This window comes from Sulfurivermis fontis (genome assembly GCF_004001245.1).
GTDB classification, from domain to species: Bacteria; Pseudomonadota; Gammaproteobacteria; order Thiohalomonadales; family Thiohalomonadaceae; genus Sulfurivermis; species Sulfurivermis fontis.
Window position 1 is genome coordinate 3,179,729 of record NZ_AP018724.1, and the last position, 18,928, is coordinate 3,198,656.

Below are 18,928 nucleotides of genomic sequence, written 5' to 3' on the forward strand. Positions count from 1 at the left end.
CTCCAGCCGGTGAGGAGCCGGCCCCTACGATATACCGGCCAGCCAGTCGCGCGGTGGCAGAAATTTCTCGTACAACTGCGCCTCTGCACTGCCTGGCGCGGGCTGCCAGTCATACCGCCATTTCACCAGCGGCGGCATGGACATCAGTATGGACTCGGTACGGCCGCCGGATTGCAGGCCAAACAGGGTGCCACGGTCCCATACCAGATTGAACTCCACGTAGCGGCCTCGGCGATAGAGCTGGAAGTCGCGCTGCCGTTCGCCATACGGTGTGTCGCGGCGACGTTGCGCGATGGGCAGGTAGGCGCCGAGATAGCTATCGCCGACACTGCGCACGAAGGCAAAACATTTCACAAAACCCCAGGCATTGAGGTCATCGAAGAATATCCCGCCGACCCCACGCGCCTCGTTGCGGTGTTTGAGAAAGAAATACTCGTCGCACCACTGCTTGTAGCGTGGGTAGACCTCATCGCCGAACGGCGCGCAGGCCGTGCGCGCGGTGCGGTGCCAGTGCACCACATCTTCCTTGTAACCGTAATACGGCGTCAGGTCATAACCGCCGCCGAACCACCACAAGGGCGCCGCGCCGGCCTTTTCCGCCACGAAGAGGCGCACATTCATATGCGAGGTGGGCACATAGGGATTGCGCGGGTGCAGCACCAGCGACACGCCCATCGCCTGCCAGGAACGGCCGGCCAGCTCAGGCCGTGCCGCCGTCGCCGCTGCCGGCAGGCTATCACCCATCACATGGGAGAAGTTGACCCCGGCCTGCTCGAACAGCGCACCATCGGCGAGCACGCGGGTGCGGCCGCCGCCACCCGCCGGCTTGTGCCAGGCATCCTCCCGAAACTCCGCCGCGCCATCCTCCTGCTGCAAGGCTGCGCACAGGCGGTCCTGCAACTCGCGCAGATACTGCGCCACGGCATCGATATCGGCTTGATTCATGCGGGCACCTCGGGCTACTGCCCGGCGCGCACGATGCGGCCGGTCCGGCCATCACGAATCTCGGTGGGACGCTCCAGTCCGCCCAGCGGGGCGTGCAGGATGCAGTCGACATGGCCGGCGAACATACGTTGCACCGTCAACGGATCGCGTGCCGGGCGCTGCCCGGCGGGGTTGGCACTGGTGGAAACTATGGGGCCGCCGAAGGCGGCGCACAAGGCACGCACCACAGGATGGGCGCTGACGCGTACTGCCAGGCTGTCGTGCCTGCCGCGCAGCCACACCGGCACCTGCGACGGCACCGGCAACAGCCAGGTCACCGGACCGGGCCAGGACGCAGATACCTGTCGGGCCAGCGTGTCGGCCAGGGGCAGCAGATAGGGTTGCAGCTGCGCGAAGTCGGCGGCCACCAGGATCAGGCCCTTGTCCATGGGGCGCTGCTTCAACTCCAGCAGTCGCCGTACGGCATCGGCATTGCGCGGGTCACAACCGAGACCATAGACCGCCTCGGTGGGATAGGCGATGAGGCCGCCGCGCCGCAGGGCGCGCACGGCCTCACGCAATTGGAAGGGCGTCATGGCCGTCAGGCGAGGCCGAGTTCCTTCTGCACCTCGGCATTGCGCGCCAGGATCTTCTCGGCATTGGCCTTGCGCTCGTCACGCAGCTTCTGCGCCAGGGCGGCGTCGGAGACGGCCATGATCTGGGCGGCGAGATAACCGGCGTTCTTGGCGCCGGTCTTGCCGATGGCGACGGTGGCGACGGGGATGCCGGCCGGCATCTGCACGGTAGAGAGCAGCGCATCCTGACCCTTGAGCGGGCCGCCGTCCATGGGCACACCGATCACCGGACGCACGGTGATGGCCGACACGGCACCGGCCAGGTGGGCAGCGAGGCCGGCGGCACAGATGAAGGCCTGGCAACCGCGCTGCTCGGCGTCCTTGACGTAGTTGTGGGTGGCCTCCGGCGTGCGATGGGCGGAGTGCACACGCACCTCATAGCGGATGCCGAAGGACTTCAGCACATCGAAGGTGGCCTGCATGGTGGGCAGGTCGGAATCGGAACCCATCAGGATGGCGACGAACGGCTGGGACATGGAACTATCCTCGGTTGAAATTTCCGCACAAATCTACCGCAAATCAGCGCCGCACTCACGTCAGGAGTTCTTATGCTGCGCGTCGCGGCGGCTTATGCTTTTTAACGGCTTTAACGCAAAGACGCAAAGAGCGCAGAGGGCCGCAAAGATTTCTTCGGTAGGAGCGGCTCTGCCGCGATGACGCGCGCCAGAGCGCTCAAACGTCGCATCGGCCAAAGACGCTCCTTCAGACAAATTTCATACAAATATTCTTTGCGCCCTTGGCGTCCTTTGCGCCTTTGCGTTAAATGCCTTTGCCTTATTCTTCGTCGGCCGGCGCCTCGCCCGGCGGCGCCACCTGTTCGGCGTAGCCGCATTCCTTCTGTGGGCAGACCTTTTCGGTGCCGCGGCGCTTGGTGGTCTTGAGGGTGAGGATCGGCCAGCCGCACTGCGGGCACGGCTCGTTGATCGGCGGATTCCATACCGCGTACTTGCACTCCGGGTAGGTGTTGCAGGAATAGAACATCTTGCCGTAGCGCGACTTGCGCTGCACCAAGGTGCCTTTCTTGCACTCCGGACAGGTGACGCCGGTGTCCGCCGGTTTTTCCAGCGGCTCGATGTACTTGCACTTGGGATAGGCGGAACAGCCGATGAACTTGCCATAACGCCCCTGGCGGATGATCAGCGGCGAGCCACACTTGGGACAGGTGCGTCCTTCCACGACCTCCGGCGGCGCCTCTTCCTTCTGTTCGGCGGTCTCGTTCAGGTTGCGCGTGTAGTCGCATTCGGGATAACCGCTGCAACCGATGAAGCGGCCGCGGCGCCCCAGGCGGATGGTGAGCGGCTTGCCGCACTTGGGGCAGGCCTCGTCCATGGCCTCCTGGGTGACGTCCTTGCGGCTGACGTCCTTCTCCTTGGTCTCCACCAGTTCCTTGAACGGCCCCCAGAACTCCTCCATCACCGGCACCCACTCGCGCTCGCCGCGCGAGATCTCGTCCAGCTCGTCCTCCAGATGCGCAGTGAAATCGTAGTCCACGTACTTGGTGAAGTGTTCGGTGAGGAACTTGTTGACGATGCGGCCAACGTCGGTGGGGATGAAGCGTTTCTTGTCCATCTCCACGTACTCGCGCTGCTGCAGCGTCGAGATGATCGAGGCATAGGTGGAGGGACGGCCGATGCCGTACTCTTCCAGCGCCTTCACCAGCGAGGCCTCCGAATAGCGCGGCGGCGGCTCGGTGAAATGCTGTTCGGTACGGATCGCCATGAGGGTCACGCTGTCGCCCTCGTGCAGCGGCGGCAACAGACGGTTGTCCTCGTCCTCATCCTTCTTGGCGTCGTCCACACTCTCCTCGTACACCGCCATGAAACCGGGATGCACCACGGTCGAGCCGTTGGCGCGAAAGGTGTTGCCCGCGCCGGCAGCGATATCCACCGCCACGGTATCGATGGTGGCGTGGATCATCTGGCAGGCCAGGGTACGTTTCCAGATCAGCTCGTACAGCTTGTACTGTTCCTTGCTCAGATGCTCCTTCAGTGAGTCAGGCTCGCGCAGCACGGAAGTGGGGCGTACCGCCTCGTGCGCCTCCTGGGCGTTCTTCGACTTGGTCTTGTAGATACGCGGCTCCTTGGGCACGTTGTCCTTGCCGAAACGCTGGGCGATGTAGCCGCGGATCTCGTCCAGCGCCTCCTGCGCCAGATTCACCGAGTCGGTACGCATGTAGGTGATGAGACCGACGGTCTCACCGCCGATATCGATGCCTTCATACAACTGTTGCGCGGTGCGCATGGTGCGCTGTGCGGTGAAACCGAGCTTGCGGGAGGCCTCCTGTTGCAGGGTGGAGGTGGTGAACGGCGCCGCCGGATTGCGCTTGCGCTGCTTCTTTTCCACCTTGCTCACTACCAGCTTGCCGGCAGCGGCCTTGCTCAGGGTCTTTTCCGCCGCCTTGGCCTGTTTGGCGTCGGTGATGGAGAACTGGGTTATCTTCTCGCCTTCGAGTTGGGTCAGTTTGGCGGTAAAACCCTGCTTGGCGGCCAGGGCATCGGCCTCGATGGTCCAGTATTCGCGCGCCTTGAACGCCTCGATCTCCAGCTCGCGCTCGACGATGAGGCGCAGCGCCGGGCTTTGCACGCGACCGGCGGACAGGCCGCGGCGGATCTTCTTCCACAGCAGCGGCGAGAGGTTGAAGCCCACCAGGTAATCGAGGGCGCGGCGCGCCTGCTGCGCATTGACCAGCTCCATGGCCAGTTCGCGCGGATGTTCCACCGCCTCCTGGATGGCCTTCTTGGTGATTTCGTGGAACACCACGCGTGCCACTCGCTTGTTCTTGAGCAACTTGCGTTCGTTGAGGATCTCGTACAGGTGCCAGGAAATGGCCTCTCCCTCGCGGTCCGGGTCAGTGGCCAGATACAGGCTGTCGGCCTTGGCGAGCGCCTTGGCGATGGCATCGACGTGCTTTTCGTTTTTGTCGATGACCTCATACTGCATCCTGAAACCATGCGCCGGATCGACTGCACCCTCCTTGGGGCGCAGGTCGCGCACATGGCCATAGGACGCCAACACCTCGAAATCCTTGCCCAGGTATTTCTTGATGGTCTTGGCCTTGGCCGGCGATTCAACGATGACGAGGTGTTTGCTCATACTGCTTCCTTAAAAAACAAATGCCCGCGTTACGCGGGCATACCTTGTCGAACGAGAGGGTGCGCTCAGTGCAACACACCCGCCGTCTCGTCCAGAACCAGATCTTCCATCCACGCAAACGCCGCCTCGCGGCCGGGCTGGTTGAACAGGACCATCAGGATCACCCACTTGAGCTGCTCCAGGTCCACCTCGTCCTCTTCCAACGCCATCACCCGATCGATGACCATTTCGCGCGTGGCGGAATCGAGCACGCCCATCTGTTCCATGAACAGAATGAAGCCGCGGCACTCGGTATTGATCTTCTCCAGCTCCGGCTCGGAATAGAAGCGGAGGGAGCCGGACGGCACCGCTGCGGGCAGCGCATCGTCCTGCAGATCGGCCAGACCCTCCAACCAGTCGAAGGCCTTGCCGATCTCGTTCTGGCGGAAACCGGCCTCCAGCAGTGCCTCTTGTAGCGCATCCTGATCCTCGTCGAAACCTATTTCATCTTCGATGTAGTTTTCGAACAGGTACATCAGGACATCAAACACGTTTTGCTTCATTCAGAGGCTCTCTTTGCTGGTCCGGGCATAACCCCCGCCCGCCGCGGAGGCCACGAAGCCCTCCAGTTCCAGTAACAACAGCATGGAGGAAACGGCATCGGCCGTCAATCCGCTGCGTTCCACCAGGATGTCCACGGCAGTAGGCGCGAAATCGATGCAATCGAGCAGACGACGATAATCCTCATCAAGGTTAAATTCACTTACTTCGGGCGTGGCTTCTTGCGCCAGCGCCGCGCGCAGCTGCGGCGCCAGCTCCTCCAGAATGTCCTGTGCCGTCTCCACCAGTTTGGCGCCATCCCGTATCAGGCGATGGCAGCCACGCGCCAGTGGGTTGTGGATCGAACCGGGAATGGCGAACACCTCGCGGCCCTGCTCCGACGCGCTGCGCGCGGTGAGCAGGGAACCGCTGCGCAGCGCCGCCTCCACCACCAACGTGCCCAGCGCCAGTCCGCTGATGAGGCGGTTGCGGCGCGGGAAATGACCGGGCAACGGTGGCGTACCCGGCGGATATTCGCTCACCAGGGCGCCGCCGCCGTCGACGATGGCGTGGGCCAGATCACGATGGCGCGCCGGATAGATGCGATCCGGTCCGGTGCCGAACACCGCAATGGTCTGCCCCTTGGCGGCCAGGGCTCCGCGATGGGACGCGCCGTCGATGCCAAGGGCCAGGCCGCTGGTGATGGTCAGTCCGGCGGCCGCCAGGACACGGGCAAACTGCGTTGCCGTCTCCTCGCCCAGCGGCGTTGGATTGCGGCTTCCCACCATTGCCAGCTGCGGCGTGAGCAGGGCCTCGGCCGCACCATGCACGAACAACAGCGGCGGCGCATCGCGCAGCTGCGCGAGCAGGGGCGGATAGCGGGGATCCTGCAAGGTGATGATATGACGCTCCCCGCCGGCCCAGGCCAGATCCTGCTCCACGGCCTCCCATGCCGGCGCACGCAGGGCCGCGCGCAGTTCCGGCTCCAGCGCGGGATCGCGCGTGCCGTGGTCGAACAGTGCGCTGGGCGAACCATGCTGCACCAGCAATTCGCGCAGCCGCACCGGACCGATGCCGGGCAGGTGCAACAGGGCGAGCCAATGGTGAAGTTCGTCGCGGGAGGTCATCTCTAGTCAGCCATGTCCCTATAGCCAGGCTCACAGTATAGCGACTACGGCCGCCACAAAGGCAAACGGCGCCCGCAGGCGCCGTCTGTGCGGGGGCATGCGCCCTCAGGGGTTGGTTACGAAGTCGTTCACGTGCATGGTGCGGGTGGCCTTCAGTACCAGACCGTAGCTGACGCGGGCAAAGGTGCGGAACACCATCAGGGTACCGGCATGCTCGTCGGGCATCTTGACCAGCTCGTTGTCGCGGCGGGCATCACGCACCGTCTCGCCACGCTGGTAGACAGCCAGCACATGACCCGGCTCCATGCCGTCGTTCTGACCCAGGTTGATGGCCACCACCTGGAACTGGCCGATGAGGGCCACGCCGCCCGGCACGGCGATGATCTGGCCGCGCACCTTGTCCTTGGGCGCGCGCGGCAGGAAGCTGGTATCCGACAGGGCGTCGTTCATCGGCAGCAGACGATCGCCGTTCAGGATTTCACGTGTCGCCTTGTTGATCTGCAGGGTGGAGACATCATCGAAGTCCTTCAGCTGGGCATCCCCCAGATGGATCGCCTCGTAACCGAGGATATCATCGCGATCCTCGGGGTTGCGGTAGACATCGCCCGGACGCACCACCATGTATTCCGTCAGGTTCGCATCGCTGAGGCCGCGCACGTAGATGCGATGGCCGGGGCCGGCGACCAGGTGGCGATCGACGCTGGACACGATATACGGCGCCGCCTCCAGTTCCTCCTGGGTCACCACGCGCGGGCGGCTCAGGAACGGGCGGATGGCATCCATGGGAATGGTGGGGATGGGTCGATCCAGCCCTTCCACACGCACCTTCGGCGACAGGCGCACCTCCGGCCGGCCGGGGGCGGTGGTGCTGATCTTGCCGCCGCGGTGGATCTGGATGATGGGACGCCCGTCCTTGTAGGCCAGGATCAGGATGTCGCCGGGATAGATGAGGTGCGGATTTTCGATCTGCGGATTGCTGTCCCACAGTTCCGGCCAGCGCCATGGATCCTCGAGGAAGCGCGAGGAGATGTCCCACAGGGTATCGCCCTTCACCACCACGTATTGCTGCGGGGCATCGGGCTTCACGACCAGCGGTGCCGGTTCTGCGACCGGTTCGGGTTGCGGCGGTTCCGGCGCCGGTTGCGGTGCACTGGCACAACCGACGACAATGGCAGCGGCTGCCAGCAGGGTGAGCAGTCGGGAGATACGGAGCGGATTCTTTTCCATGGGCGTCCCGTAAGATGTTTGTATCGAATTCGGTGTCCACCCGAGACTCAGGGTGGTTCCCCCTGTTCCAGCCCGGCCCCGCGGCCGCTGCCGGTGGGTCGTCCTGAAGGCCAGAACCTAGTATCATCATTACTTTAGCAGCAAGTCTTGCGCAATTACTATAGGTTTGTCACGGAAAACCGCCATGGCCATCCTCAACATCCTTCATTTCCCCGATCCGCGCCTGCGCACCCGCGCCGCGCCGGTGTCCCAGGTGGACGATGGCATCCGCCGCCTGGTGGACGACATGTTCGACACCATGTACGACGCCCCGGGCATCGGCCTGGCCGCCACCCAGGTGAATGTGCACCAGCGTGTCATCGTCATCGACGTATCGGAAGAAAAAAACGAGCCGCGGGTATTCATCAACCCCGAGATCATCAGCCGCGACGGCGTGGAGCGGATGGACGAGGGCTGCCTGTCGGTGCCCGGGGTGTATGAGACGGTGGAGCGGGCGGAAAAGGTCACGGTACGTGCCCTCAACCGCGACGGCCAGCCCTTCGAGCTGGAGGCCGACGGCCTGCTGGCGGTGTGCATCCAGCACGAAATGGATCACCTGGAGGGCAAGCTGTTCGTCGACTATCTCTCCAGCCTCAAGCGCGAGCGCATACGCAAAAAACTCGAAAAGCTGCGCCGCCAGACACTGTAAGCGCCCACCAACAACGGGCCCGGTCACGCCCCCATCCTTTCGGTACCCCCATGAATCCGCTGAAGATCGTCTTTGCCGGCACGCCCGAGTTCGCCGCCGTGGCCCTCAAGGCCCTGCTGGCCTCACGCCACCAGGTCATCGCCGCCTATACCCAACCGGACCGTCCCGCCGGCCGCGGCCGCAAGCTCACCCCCAGTCCGGTCAAGGCCCTGGCGCTGGAGCACGGCGTGCCGGTATATCAGCCCTTGTCGCTGAAGGACGCGGCGGCGCAGCAGGAACTGGCCGCGCTCCGGCCGGACGTGATGGTGGTCGCCGCCTATGGCCTGCTGCTGCCCAAGGCGGTGCTGGACCTGCCGCGCCACGGCTGCCTCAACATCCACGGCTCGCTGCTGCCGCGCTGGCGCGGTGCCGCACCGATCCAGCGCGCCATCCTGGCGGGCGACGCCGAAACCGGCATCACCATCATGCAGATGGACGTCGGCCTCGATACCGGCGCCATGCTGTATAAGGTCCGCACCCCGATCAGCGACAACGACACCGCCGCCACGCTGCACGACCGCCTCGCCGCCCTCGGCGCCGAGGCCCTGCTCACCGCGCTGGACCGGCTCCAGGCGGGCACCCTGCACGGCGAAGCGCAGGACGAGGCCCTGGCCAACTACGCCAAGAAACTGGACAAGACCGAGGCCGCCATCGACTGGTCGCGCAGCGCCGTGGAGCTGTCGCGCCAGGTGCGCGCCTTCAATCCCTGGCCGGTGGCGCAGGCGCGGCTGGGCGACGAGGTATTGCGTGTGTGGGAGGCGGTGGTGCTGCATGAGGCCGCCGACGCCGCCCCCGGCCGCGTGGTACGCAGCGGACGCGACGGCATCGACGTCGCCACCGGCGACGGCCTGCTGCGCCTGCGGCGCGTGCAACTACCCGGCGGCAAACCGCTGGCCGCCGGCGACTTTCTCAATGCCCACCCGCTCGACGGCGTAACCCTCGGCAATGGCTAAACACCGCAAGGAGGATGCCCGCAGCGCCGCAGCCCGGGTCATCGAGCAGGTGCTGGCCGAGGGCCGCTCCCTGGCCGCCGCCCTGCCGCCGGCCCTGAACAGCGTGCCGCCGGCCGAGCGCGGCCTGACCCAGGAGCTGTGCTACGGCACCCTGCGCTGGGCGCCGCGGCTGGAGGCCCTGGCCTCGAGGCTGCTGGACAAGCCGCTGCGCGCCCGCGACAGCGACGTGCACGCCTTGCTGCTGGTCGGCCTGTACCAGCTGCTCTATCTCAACGTGCCGCCCCACGCCGCGGTGTCGCTCACCGTCGACGCCACGGTAAAACTGAAGAAGGAATGGGCGCGCGGCCTGCTCAACGGCGTGCTGCGCCGGCTGCTGCGCGAGCAGGAGTCCCTGCTCGCCGCGGTGGACGCCAGCACATCGGCCGCCCTGGCCCATCCCGCCTGGCTGCTGGCCCGCTTCGAGCAGGACTGGCCCGAAGACTGGCGCGCCATCGCCGCCGCCAACAACGCCCGCCCGCCCATGACCTTGCGCGTCAACCGCCGGCAGGGCAGCCGCGCTGATTATCTCGCCCGGCTGGAGGCGGCAGGCCTTGCCGCCTGTGCCGTGGCGCATGTGCCCGACGCCATCACCCTCGCCGCCCCGGCGGCGGTGGAACAGCTACCCGGCTTTGCCGAAGGCGCCGTGTCGGTACAGGATGCGGCCGCGCAGCTCGCCGCCGGCCTGCTGCAACTGGCACCGGGCCAGCGCGTGCTGGACGCCTGCGCCGCGCCCGGCGGCAAGACCGGCCACATGCTGGAAACCTGTCCCGAGATCGAGCTGCTGGCCCTGGACAGCGAGGCCGAGCGCCTGCAGCGGGTGGCGGAAAACCTCGCGCGCCTGCGGCTCACCGCCGCACTGCGCACCGGCGACGCGGGCGAGCCGGCGACGTGGTGGGACGGCAAGCCTTACGATCGCATCCTGCTCGACGCCCCCTGCTCCGGCAGCGGGGTGATCCGGCGCCACCCCGACATCAAGGCCCTGCGCCGTGCGGAGGACATCACCACCCTCGCCGCGCAGCAGGCACGCCTGCTGCGTGCGCTGTGGCCCTTGCTGGCGCCGGGCGGTATCCTTGTCTACGCCACCTGCTCCATACTCACGGCGGAGAACGCCGGGCAGGTGACCGCCTTTCTGCACGACGAAGCACAGGCGCAAGAACTCCCCATCACGGCCTCCTGGGGGCGGGCCGTGGCGGCGGGGCGACAGATCCTGCCCGGCGAGAATGGAATGGATGGCTTCTATTACGCGGTCCTGCGCAAGACATAACGGGGTGCGGCTGGCTGGCTGGCGCCGGCTGCTCTCCGTGTTCGCCCTCTGCCTGTCCAGCCTCCCGGTGCATGCCGCCGGTTTCGAGATCCACGCCGCCGCCACCAGCCTGGAGGATGACACCTACCAGCTCACCGCCCGCATCGGCTACCACTTCGGCGATGAGGTGCTGGAGGCCCTGGACAACGGCGTGCCCCTCACCCTGCAGATGGAGGTGGAGGTGCAGCGGGTGCGCAAGTGGTGGACCAACGAGACCCTCGCCAGGCTGACGCAGCGCCACCAGCTCACCTACCATGCCTTTTCCGATCAATACCTGCTGCGCAACCTGGACAGCGGCGAACTCACCATCCACCCCACCCTCGGCATGGCCCTGAGCGAGTTGGGGGCGGTGGACCATTTTCCCCTGTTGCCGGCCGAACAGATCGAGGCCGGCGAGGATTACGAGGTGCAATTGCGCGTCTCCCTGGACATCGAGGCCCTGCCGGCGCCGCTGCGCCCGGTGGCCTACGTCACCCCCGCCTGGCGCCTGTCGAGCGCGTGGTACACATGCTCCTTGACACCCTGAAGCGCCTCACCTCCGGGCCGCGGCCGGTAGCGCTGCTGCTGGTGCTGCTGCTGGCCTCGTTTTACCTGCTGAGCGGCGCCATCCAGAACACCGCCCTGTTCGGCCGCCTCTACTCGCTGCTGCTGGCGGTGAACATCCTGGCCCTGCTGCTGCTCATCGCCCTCATCGGCCGCAACCTGATCCACCTGCTGCAGCAGTACCGCGACCACGCCCCCGGCTCGCGCCTCACCCTGCGCCTGGTGGTGATGTTCGTGCTGCTGGCCCTGGCGCCGGTATCGGTGGTGTATTACTTCTCGCTGCAGTTCCTCCACCGCGGCATCGACAGCTGGTTCGACCTGCGGGTGGAAAAGTCTCTCCAGGATGCCCTGGAGCTGGGCCGCGCCTCCCTCGACGGCCGCCTGCGCGAGCTGTTGCGCCAGACCCGCCTCGCCGCCGCCGAACTGGTCCCGGTACCGGACAGCGCGGCGGCCCTCAAGCTCAATGAGTTGCGCCAGCACAGCGAGGCGGCAGAGATGACCCTGCTCACCCTGCGCGGCCGTGTCATCGCCAGCGCCAGCATGGACCCCACCGCCATCATCCCGGCGATGCCCAGCGAAGCGGTATTGCAGCAACTACGTCAGGGTCTGGACTATGCCCGCCTGGAGCCGCTGGGCACGGCAGGCATGCACGTGCGCGTCGCCGTCACCCTGCCGTCCCTTGACCCCGCTGCCGAGGCGCGTGTGCTGCACGCCCTGTTTCCGGTGGCGGAGCGCCTCAGCCTCCTCGCCGACAGCGTGCAGGAGACCTATTCCCAGTACACCGAACTGGCCTTCCTGCGCCAGCCGCTGAAATACAGCTTCACCCTCACCCTGTCGCTGATCCTGCTGCTGTCCCTGCTCACCGCCGTCTGGGCGGCGTTCTTCTCGGCGCGCCGCCTGGTGGCGCCGATCCGCGACCTGGCCGAGGGCACCCGCGCCGTGGCCGCCGGCGACTACGACAAGCGCCTGCCCCTGCCGGGGCGCGACGAACTGGGCTTCCTGGTGCGCTCCTTCAACGAGATGACCTACAAGATCGCCCAGAGCCAGCAGGCGGCGCGCCTCAGCCAGCGCCAGGCCGAGGAACAGCGCACCTATCTGGAGGCCGTGCTCGGACGCCTGTCTTCCGGCGTGCTGACGCTGGACAGCGACGGCGTCCTGCACACCGCCAATGCGGCCGCCGGCCAGATCCTCGGCGTCGAACTGCACGACGCCCTGGGCCGCCCCCTGCAAGACCTGCCCGGACGCCATCCGGCCCTGGACCAGTTCATCGAGGCACTGCTGCCGCACCTGGTGCCGGCTGAACCGGAGTGGCGCGCGGAACTGGTGTTATTCGGCCCCAAGGGCCGCCAGGTGCTGATGTGCCGCGGCGCCCTGTTGCCCGGCATCGACGGTGCCAATGACAGCGAACAGTCGGGCGGCGGCCACGTCATCGTGTTCGACGACATCACCGCCCTGATCCAGGCCCAGCGCGACGCCGCCTGGGGCGAGGTGGCGCGGCGCCTGGCCCACGAGATCAAGAACCCGCTCACGCCGATCCAGCTCTCCGCCGAACGCCTGCGCCACAAATACCTCGCCACCATGCCGGGGGCCGACGCCGAGGTGCTGGACCGCGCCACCCACACCATCGTGCAACAGGTGGAGGCCATGAAGGAGATGGTGAAGGCCTTTTCCGACTATGCCCGCCCACCGCAGATCCGGCTGGAGATGGTGGGCATGAACCGCATCGTCAACGAAGTGGTGGAACTGTACCGGACCGAGCAGCGGCCCATCGGCTTCGACCTGCAACTGGATCCGCGTACGCCGACCATCGAGGCCGATGCCGGCCGCCTGCGCCAGGTGTTGCACAACCTGATCAAGAACGCGCTGGAGGCCTGCGGCCCGGCCGGCGCCCATATCCGCATCACCACCCGCTGCGCCCAGGAAACCGGCTGCCGCTACGTGGAGCTGTCGGTATGCGACGACGGCCCCGGCATTCCCGAGGAGATGCTGGCCAACCTGTTCGAGCCCTACGTCACCAGCAAGCCCAAGGGCACCGGCCTGGGGCTCGCCATCGTCAAGAAGATCGTGGAAGAACACGGCGGCATGATATGGGTGGAAAACATGCCGGAAGGCGGGGCGTGCATTATGATTCGCTTGCCGGTTAAAAAAGCGGAACAGAGGCGCGAGGCGCAAGATACGAGATGCGAGGAATAGTGTGCGCGGCGCGCACGCCAGATTTTCGTACCTCGTGTCCCGTTCCTCGTACCTCATCTCCGACCGCAACGCTGACGAGGACCTTGAACCATGGCGCACGGCTACATCCTGGTGGTGGACGACGAACCGGACATCCGGTCGCTGCTGCAGGACATCCTGCGCGACGAGGGCTACGAGGTGGATACCGCGGAAAATGCCGCCGCCGCGCGCAAGGCGCGCAAGGCGCACCGTCCCGACCTGGTGCTGCTCGATATCTGGATGCCGGACACCGACGGCATCAGCCTGCTCAAGGAGTGGAGCGAGGAAGGCCCGCTCACCACGCCGGTGATCATGATGTCCGGCCATGGCACCGTGGAGACCGCCGTGGAGGCCACCCGCCTCGGCGCCTACGACTTCATCGAAAAGCCGCTGTCCCTGGCCAAGCTGCTGGTGACGGTGGAGCGGGCGCTGGAGGCCTACAACCTGCAGCGCGAGAATGTCGGCCTCAAGCGCCTGGCCCAGCCGGTGGGCGAGCCGGTGGGGCGCAGCGCCGCCATGCAACAGTTGCGCGAGCAGGTGCGCCGTGTCGCCCAGCACGGCACCACCGTGCTGATCAGCGGTGAACCCGGCGCCGGCAAGGGCGTGATGGCGCGCTACCTCCACGCTTGCAGTGCACGCCGCGACGGTCCCTTCATCAGCGTCGGCGTCGCCTCCCTGCTGGGCGACAACGCCACCGTGGAACTGTTCGGCAGCGAGGAGGGCGACAAGGTGCACTACGGCCTGCTGGAGCAGGCCAACGGCGGCACCCTGTTCCTCGACGACATCGCCGACATGGACAGCGCCACCCAGGCGCGCCTGCTCGGCGCGCTGGAGACGCGCAGCTACCATCGCGTCGGCGGCACCGATCCGGTCAAGGTGGACATACGCGTCATCGCCGCCACCCACTACGATCTCGGCCAGCGTGTGCGTGACGGCCTGTTCCGCAACGACCTCTACTACCATCTCAACGTCGTGCCGCTCACGGTGCCGCCGCTGCGCGAGCACAGCGAGGATGTCAGCGACCTCATCGCCTTTTACGTCGATTACTTCGTCAGCCAGGAAAAGTTGCCCTACCGCAGCTTTTCCGTAGCGGCGCAGAACCGCCTGCGCAACCACCCCTGGCCCGGCAATGTGCGCGAGCTGCGCAACCTGGTGCAGCGCCTGCTCATCGTCGGCGGCAGCGGCGATGTCGATGCCGCCGAGGTGGAGGCCGCCCTGGGCACGCTCAGCGTGACCAGCGCCACGGCGGCCACCCCGGACATCGACCTGCCGCTGCGCGAGGCGCGGGAAAACTTCGAGCGCCGCTACTTCCTCGAGCTGCTCGCCCGCCACGACGGCAACATCAACCAGGTGGCCCAGCATTCCGGCATCGAGCGCACCCATCTGTATCGCAAGTTGAAGTCGCTGGGGATCGATGCGAAGAGCAGGGGCTGAAAGAGAGATACGAGTGCCAAGTGACAAGGTACAAGTGGAGGAATGCGCAACGCGCACAAACGTTTTGATTCAACACAGCGCGAGCGCAGCGGGCCCAATCGCTTGTATTTTGTCACTTGTAACTTGTATCTGCTTTTTTTCCTCACGTACAATTCGCGCCCAACGCACAGCGGAATCGCGGCCATGAAGATCATCATCCTCGGCGCCGGCCAGGTGGGTTCCTCCCTCGCCAACAATCTCGCCAGCGAAGCCAACGACATCACCGTCGTCGATACCGAGCCGCAGCGCCTGCAGGCCTTGCAGGACCGCCTCGACCTGCGCACGGTGACCGGCCAGGCCTCGCATCCCGAAGTATTGCAGCGCGCCGGCGCGGAAGATGCCGACATGCTGATCGCCGTCACCAACTCCGACGAGACCAACATGGTGGCGTGCCAGGTGGCCTACTCACTGTTCCGCACGCCCACCAAGATCGCCCGCGTGCGCGCCCTCGAATACCTGGTGCACCCGCAGCTGTTCAATCCCGAGTCGATCCCCATCGACGTGCTGATCAGCCCGGAACAGCTGGTCACCGACTATATCCACCGCCTGATCGAATATCCCGGTGCGCTGCAGGTGCTCAACTTTGCCGAGGGCAAGGTGCAGCTGGTCGCGGTGAAGGCCTATTACGGCGGCCCGCTGGTGGGCCACGAATTGCAGACCCTGCGCCAGCACATGCCCGGCGTCGATACCCGCGTCGCCGCCATCTACCGCCGCGGTCGTCCAATCATTCCGGAAGGCACCACCGTCATCGAGGCCGACGACGAGGTGTTCTTCATCGCCGCGAAGAAGGACATCCGCGCCGTGATGAGCGAGCTGCGCCGCCTGGAAAAGCCGGCGCGTCACGTCATCATCGCCGGCGGCGGCAACATCGGCAAACGTCTGGCCGCGGCGCTGGAGAACGACTACCAGGTCAAGCTCATCGATCACAATCCGGCGCGCGCCCGTGCCGTGTCGGAAGAGCTGTCGCGCACCATCGTGCTGCAGGGCGATGCCGCCGATGCCGAGCTGCTGCTGGCGGAAAACATCGAGGAAACCGACGTGTTCTGCGCCCTCACCAACGACGACGAGGCCAACATCCTGTCGTCGATGCTGGCCAAGCGCCTCGGCGCGCGCAAGGTGATGACGCTGATCAACCGCGCCGCCTACGTCGACCTGGTGGAGAGCGGCGAGATCGATGTGGCCATCTCGCCGCAGCAGGCCACCATCGGCTCGCTGCTCACCCACGTGCGCCGCGGCGACGTGGCGGCGGTGCATTCACTGCGGCGCGGTGCCGCCGAGGCCATCGAGGCGGTGGCGCATGGCGACAAGCTGTCGTCCAAGGTCGTCGGCCGTGCCATCGAGGACATCAAGCTGCCGCACGGCACCACCATCGGTGCCATCGTGCGCGGCAGCGACGTGCTCATCGCCCATCACGACACGGTGATCGAGGCGGAGGACCACGTGATCCTGTTCGTGGTGGACAAGAAACGCATCCCGGAAGTGGAACGCCTGTTCCAGGTCGGCATCACCTTCCTGTAGACCGTCGCCATGCGCCTGCCGCTCATCGCCCGCCTGCTCGGCATCTTCCTGGTCATCTTCGCGGCGACACTGTTTCCCCCCGCCGCCATCGCCTGGTATACCAACGACGGCCAGCTGGACAACTTCCTGCTCAGCCAGGGCCTGCTGGTGCTGCTCGGCCTGGTATTCTGGCTGCCGGGCCGCGGCCATACCGGCAACCTGCGCACGCGCGAGGCCTTCGTGGTGGTGACGCTGTTCTGGAGCGTGATCGGCCTCACCGCCGCGCTGCCCCTGGTGCTGGGCCTCGACATCTCCATCACCGACGCCGCCTTCGAGGCGGTCTCCGGATTCACCACCACCGGCGCCACCGTGCTGTCCGGCCTGGACAGCATGCCGCCGTCGATCCTGATGTACCGCCAGCAGCTGCAATGGCTGGGCGGCGCCGGCGTGATCGTGCTGGCCATCGCCATCCTGCCCATGCTCGGCGTCGGTGGCATGCAGCTGTTCCGCGCCGAGACCGCCGGCCCGATGAAGGACGAAAAGATCACCCCGCGCATCACGCAGACGGCACGCGCGCTGTGGGGCATCTATGTCGGCTTCACCATCGCCTGCGCCCTGGCCTACTGGGCCGCCGGCATGTCGGCCTTCGACGCCGTCGCCCACAGTTTCAGCACGGTGTCCACCGCCGGCTTCTCCACCTACGATGCCAGTCTCGCCTACTTCGACAGCGTGGCCATCGAAACCATCGCCATCGTCTTCATGCTGCTCGGCGGCATCAGCTTCAATGTGCACTTCATCGTCCTGCGCATGCGCAGCCCCAAGGTCTACTGGCACGACACCCAGACCGCCGTGTTTCTCGCCATCGTCGCGGCGTTGATCCTGATCATCACCGCCACTCTGTATCTCACCGGCCAATACAGCGATGTCGGCAGCGCATTGCGCCACGCCGCCTTCCAGGTCGCCTCGGTGATCACCACCTCCGGCTTCAGCACCGATGATTTTTCCATCTGGCCGCTGTTCCTGCCGGTGCTGCTGATCTTCACCAGCTTCCTTGGCGGCTGCGCCGGCTCCACCGCCGGCGGCATGAAGGTGATCCGCTTCATCATCCTCGCCAAGGAAGGCTCGCGCGAGCTGTGGCGGCTGCTGCACCCCAGCATCATCCGCCCCATCAAGCTGGGCGGTCGCGCCCTGCCCGAGCGCGTCATCGATGCGGTGTGGGGCTTCTTCGCCCTCTATATCGCGGTGTTCGCCTTCCTCATGCTGCTGGTGATGGCCACCGGCGTGGACCAGGTCACCGCCTTCGGCGCCGTCGCCTCCGCCCTCAACAACCTCGGCCCCGGCCTGGGCGAGGTCGGCATGAGCTTTGCGCCGCTCAATGACGCCGCCACCTGGATCTGCACCTTCGCCATGCTGCTCGGCCGCCTGGAGATCTTCACCATCCTGGCGCTGCTGTCGCCCATGTTCTGGCGCAAGTAAGGTGTCCGACGCCGCCAAGTGGGACACACGCTACCGCGACGCCAGCGTCGGCGACGGCGAGCCGGTGCAGGTACTGCGCGACTATGCCCACCTGCTGCCGGGCCACGGCCGCGCGCTGGACCTCGCCTGTGGCCTTGGCGCCAACGCCCTGCTGCTCGCCGCCCGGGGCCTCGACACCCTCGCCTGGGACCTCTCCGCCGTGGCGGTGGACAAACTCAACGCCTACGCCCGCGCGCACGACCTGCCGCTCCATGCCGAGGTGCGCGACCTGACGCAACACGGCCTGCCGGAACACCACTTCGACGTCATCGCCGTGAGCCGCTACCTGGAGCGCCGCCTGTGCCCGGCCATCCAGGCCGCGCTCAAACCCGGCGGTCTGCTCTACTACCAGACCTGGACCCGCACGCAGGTCGGTGAACACGGCCCGGGCAATCCCGCCTTCCGCCTGGCGCGCAACGAACTGCTGCACCTGTTCAGCGCGCTGGATGTCATCGCCTACCGCGAGGAGGACACCGTGGGCGACACCGCGCGCGGCCTGCGCGACGAGGCCTATCTGGTGGCGCAGCGACCCGCCTGACCTTGCCCGGCCCGCGCCGCGGCCCCATGTCCTGTCCATGGACCCCACCGCACTGGAAAGACTGCTCGCCGCCGGCCAGGACAACCTGATGCTGCGCTTCGGTCTGGGCAGTGCCTGGCTGAAGCAGGGCGATCCCGCGCGCGCCATCGACCATCTGCGCGCCGCCCTGCGCCACGACCCGGCGCACTCCGCCAGCCACAAGCTGCTCGGCAGGGCCCTGGCCGCCGCCGGCCGCAACGCTGAGGCCGTTGCCGCCTACGAGGCGGGCATACGCATTGCGGAGGAAAAGGGGGACATCCAGGCGGCGAAGGAGATGCAGGTGTTTCTCAAACGGCTGCGGAAGACGGATGCCGGATAGTCAGGCACCGGAGTGCAGGAGCTGCAGCCCGGCCGCCGTCAGGCGATAGTGACAGCGCCAGGCCAGACCCGGCAGCGGCACCAGCACATGACGCTCCAGCAGTCCATGCGCCACGAGCACCTCCAGCACCGCGCTGCTGCACGCCTCGCCCGCGCTGTCGGGATGCAGCGCCAGATACTCCAGGCAGGTTCGTTCACTCTCGCTCAGCCGCATCGTTGTCCACCGCGCTCCGGTCCCTCACTGTAG

At 66.4% G+C, this 18,928-nt stretch carries 18 protein-coding genes; 10 read left to right on the forward strand and 8 right to left on the reverse strand.

The window, feature by feature from the left end; translation table 11 throughout:
• Window positions 1–24 precede the first annotated feature (24 nt).
• From hemF to EP379_RS15960, 7 genes are all read right to left on the reverse strand, one after another.
• Entirely contained in the window at window positions 25–945 is a 921-nt protein-coding gene (gene hemF, locus EP379_RS15930; RefSeq protein WP_127478710.1) for an oxygen-dependent coproporphyrinogen oxidase, read from the reverse strand.
• A 14-nt stretch (window positions 946–959) separates the two neighbouring features.
• Window positions 960–1,520, reverse strand: a complete 561-nt coding sequence (tsaC, locus tag EP379_RS15935; protein ID WP_127478711.1) for an L-threonylcarbamoyladenylate synthase type 1 TsaC — start codon at window positions 1,518–1,520, stop codon at window positions 960–962.
• 5 nt (window positions 1,521–1,525) lie between these two features.
• The gene (gene purE / locus EP379_RS15940; RefSeq protein WP_127478712.1) at window positions 1,526–2,035 is read right to left on the reverse strand and encodes a 5-(carboxyamino)imidazole ribonucleotide mutase; all 510 of its coding nucleotides are present in this window, start codon (window positions 2,033–2,035) and stop codon (window positions 1,526–1,528) included.
• Between the two features lie 298 nt (window positions 2,036–2,333).
• Window positions 2,334–4,652, reverse strand: coding sequence for a type I DNA topoisomerase (gene topA / locus EP379_RS15945; protein WP_127478713.1), 2,319 nt, complete (start codon window positions 4,650–4,652; stop codon window positions 2,334–2,336).
• 65 nt (window positions 4,653–4,717) lie between these two features.
• Window positions 4,718–5,194, reverse strand: a complete 477-nt coding sequence (locus EP379_RS15950) for a DUF494 family protein (protein ID WP_127478714.1) — start codon at window positions 5,192–5,194, stop codon at window positions 4,718–4,720.
• The gene (gene dprA / locus EP379_RS15955; RefSeq protein ID WP_127478715.1) at window positions 5,195–6,298 is read right to left on the reverse strand and encodes a DNA-processing protein DprA; all 1,104 of its coding nucleotides are present in this window, start codon (window positions 6,296–6,298) and stop codon (window positions 5,195–5,197) included.
• 105 nt (window positions 6,299–6,403) lie between these two features.
• Window positions 6,404–7,525, reverse strand: a complete 1,122-nt coding sequence (locus tag EP379_RS15960) for a LysM peptidoglycan-binding domain-containing protein (protein ID WP_127478716.1) — start codon at window positions 7,523–7,525, stop codon at window positions 6,404–6,406.
• Between the two features lie 184 nt (window positions 7,526–7,709).
• On the opposite strand from EP379_RS15960, the gene def reads away from it, so the two are divergent.
• The 10 genes from def to EP379_RS16010 all read left to right on the forward strand — a co-directional run bounded on the left by def (window position 7,710) and on the right by EP379_RS16010 (window position 18,682).
• On the forward strand, window positions 7,710–8,213 hold the full coding sequence (def, locus tag EP379_RS15965) for a peptide deformylase (RefSeq protein WP_127478717.1): 504 nt from the start codon (window positions 7,710–7,712) through the stop codon (window positions 8,211–8,213).
• A gap of 50 nt (window positions 8,214–8,263) precedes the next feature.
• A complete protein-coding gene (gene fmt, locus EP379_RS15970; protein WP_127478718.1) occupies window positions 8,264–9,205 on the forward strand; it encodes a methionyl-tRNA formyltransferase in 942 nt (313 codons plus the stop codon).
• A complete protein-coding gene (rsmB, locus tag EP379_RS15975) occupies window positions 9,198–10,508 on the forward strand; it encodes a 16S rRNA (cytosine(967)-C(5))-methyltransferase RsmB (protein WP_127478719.1) in 1,311 nt (436 codons plus the stop codon). The genes fmt and rsmB overlap by 8 nt, the downstream gene beginning before the upstream one ends.
• A 4-nt stretch (window positions 10,509–10,512) precedes the next feature.
• Complete coding sequence (locus tag EP379_RS15980) at window positions 10,513–11,073, forward strand: DUF4390 domain-containing protein (RefSeq protein WP_172600515.1); 561 nt, start codon at window positions 10,513–10,515, stop codon at window positions 11,071–11,073.
• Complete coding sequence (locus tag EP379_RS15985) at window positions 11,055–13,283, forward strand: sensor histidine kinase (protein WP_127478721.1); 2,229 nt, start codon at window positions 11,055–11,057, stop codon at window positions 13,281–13,283. Before EP379_RS15980 ends, EP379_RS15985 begins: the two co-directional genes overlap by 19 nt.
• Before the next feature lie 90 nt (window positions 13,284–13,373).
• Window positions 13,374–14,735 (forward strand): sigma-54-dependent transcriptional regulator, encoded by a 1,362-nt coding sequence (locus EP379_RS15990; RefSeq protein WP_127478722.1) that lies wholly within the window; start codon window positions 13,374–13,376, stop codon window positions 14,733–14,735.
• Window positions 14,736–14,777: 42 nt separating this feature from the next.
• Window positions 14,778–16,292, forward strand: coding sequence for a Trk system potassium transporter TrkA (trkA, locus tag EP379_RS15995; RefSeq protein WP_338055818.1), 1,515 nt, complete (start codon window positions 14,778–14,780; stop codon window positions 16,290–16,292).
• Between the two features lie 9 nt (window positions 16,293–16,301).
• Window positions 16,302–17,747, forward strand: a complete 1,446-nt coding sequence (locus tag EP379_RS16000; protein ID WP_127478724.1) for a TrkH family potassium uptake protein — start codon at window positions 16,302–16,304, stop codon at window positions 17,745–17,747.
• Window position 17,748: 1 nt separating this feature from the next.
• Window positions 17,749–18,324, forward strand: a complete 576-nt coding sequence (locus EP379_RS16005) for a methyltransferase domain-containing protein (protein WP_127478725.1) — start codon at window positions 17,749–17,751, stop codon at window positions 18,322–18,324.
• Window positions 18,325–18,361: 37 nt separating this feature from the next.
• Window positions 18,362–18,682, forward strand: a complete 321-nt coding sequence (locus EP379_RS16010; RefSeq protein ID WP_127478726.1) for a tetratricopeptide repeat protein — start codon at window positions 18,362–18,364, stop codon at window positions 18,680–18,682.
• On the opposite strand, the gene EP379_RS16015 is transcribed toward EP379_RS16010, so the two are convergent.
• Window positions 18,683–18,895, reverse strand: coding sequence for a hypothetical protein (locus tag EP379_RS16015; RefSeq protein WP_127478727.1), 213 nt, complete (start codon window positions 18,893–18,895; stop codon window positions 18,683–18,685).
• Between the last annotated feature and the right edge of the window lie 33 nt (window positions 18,896–18,928).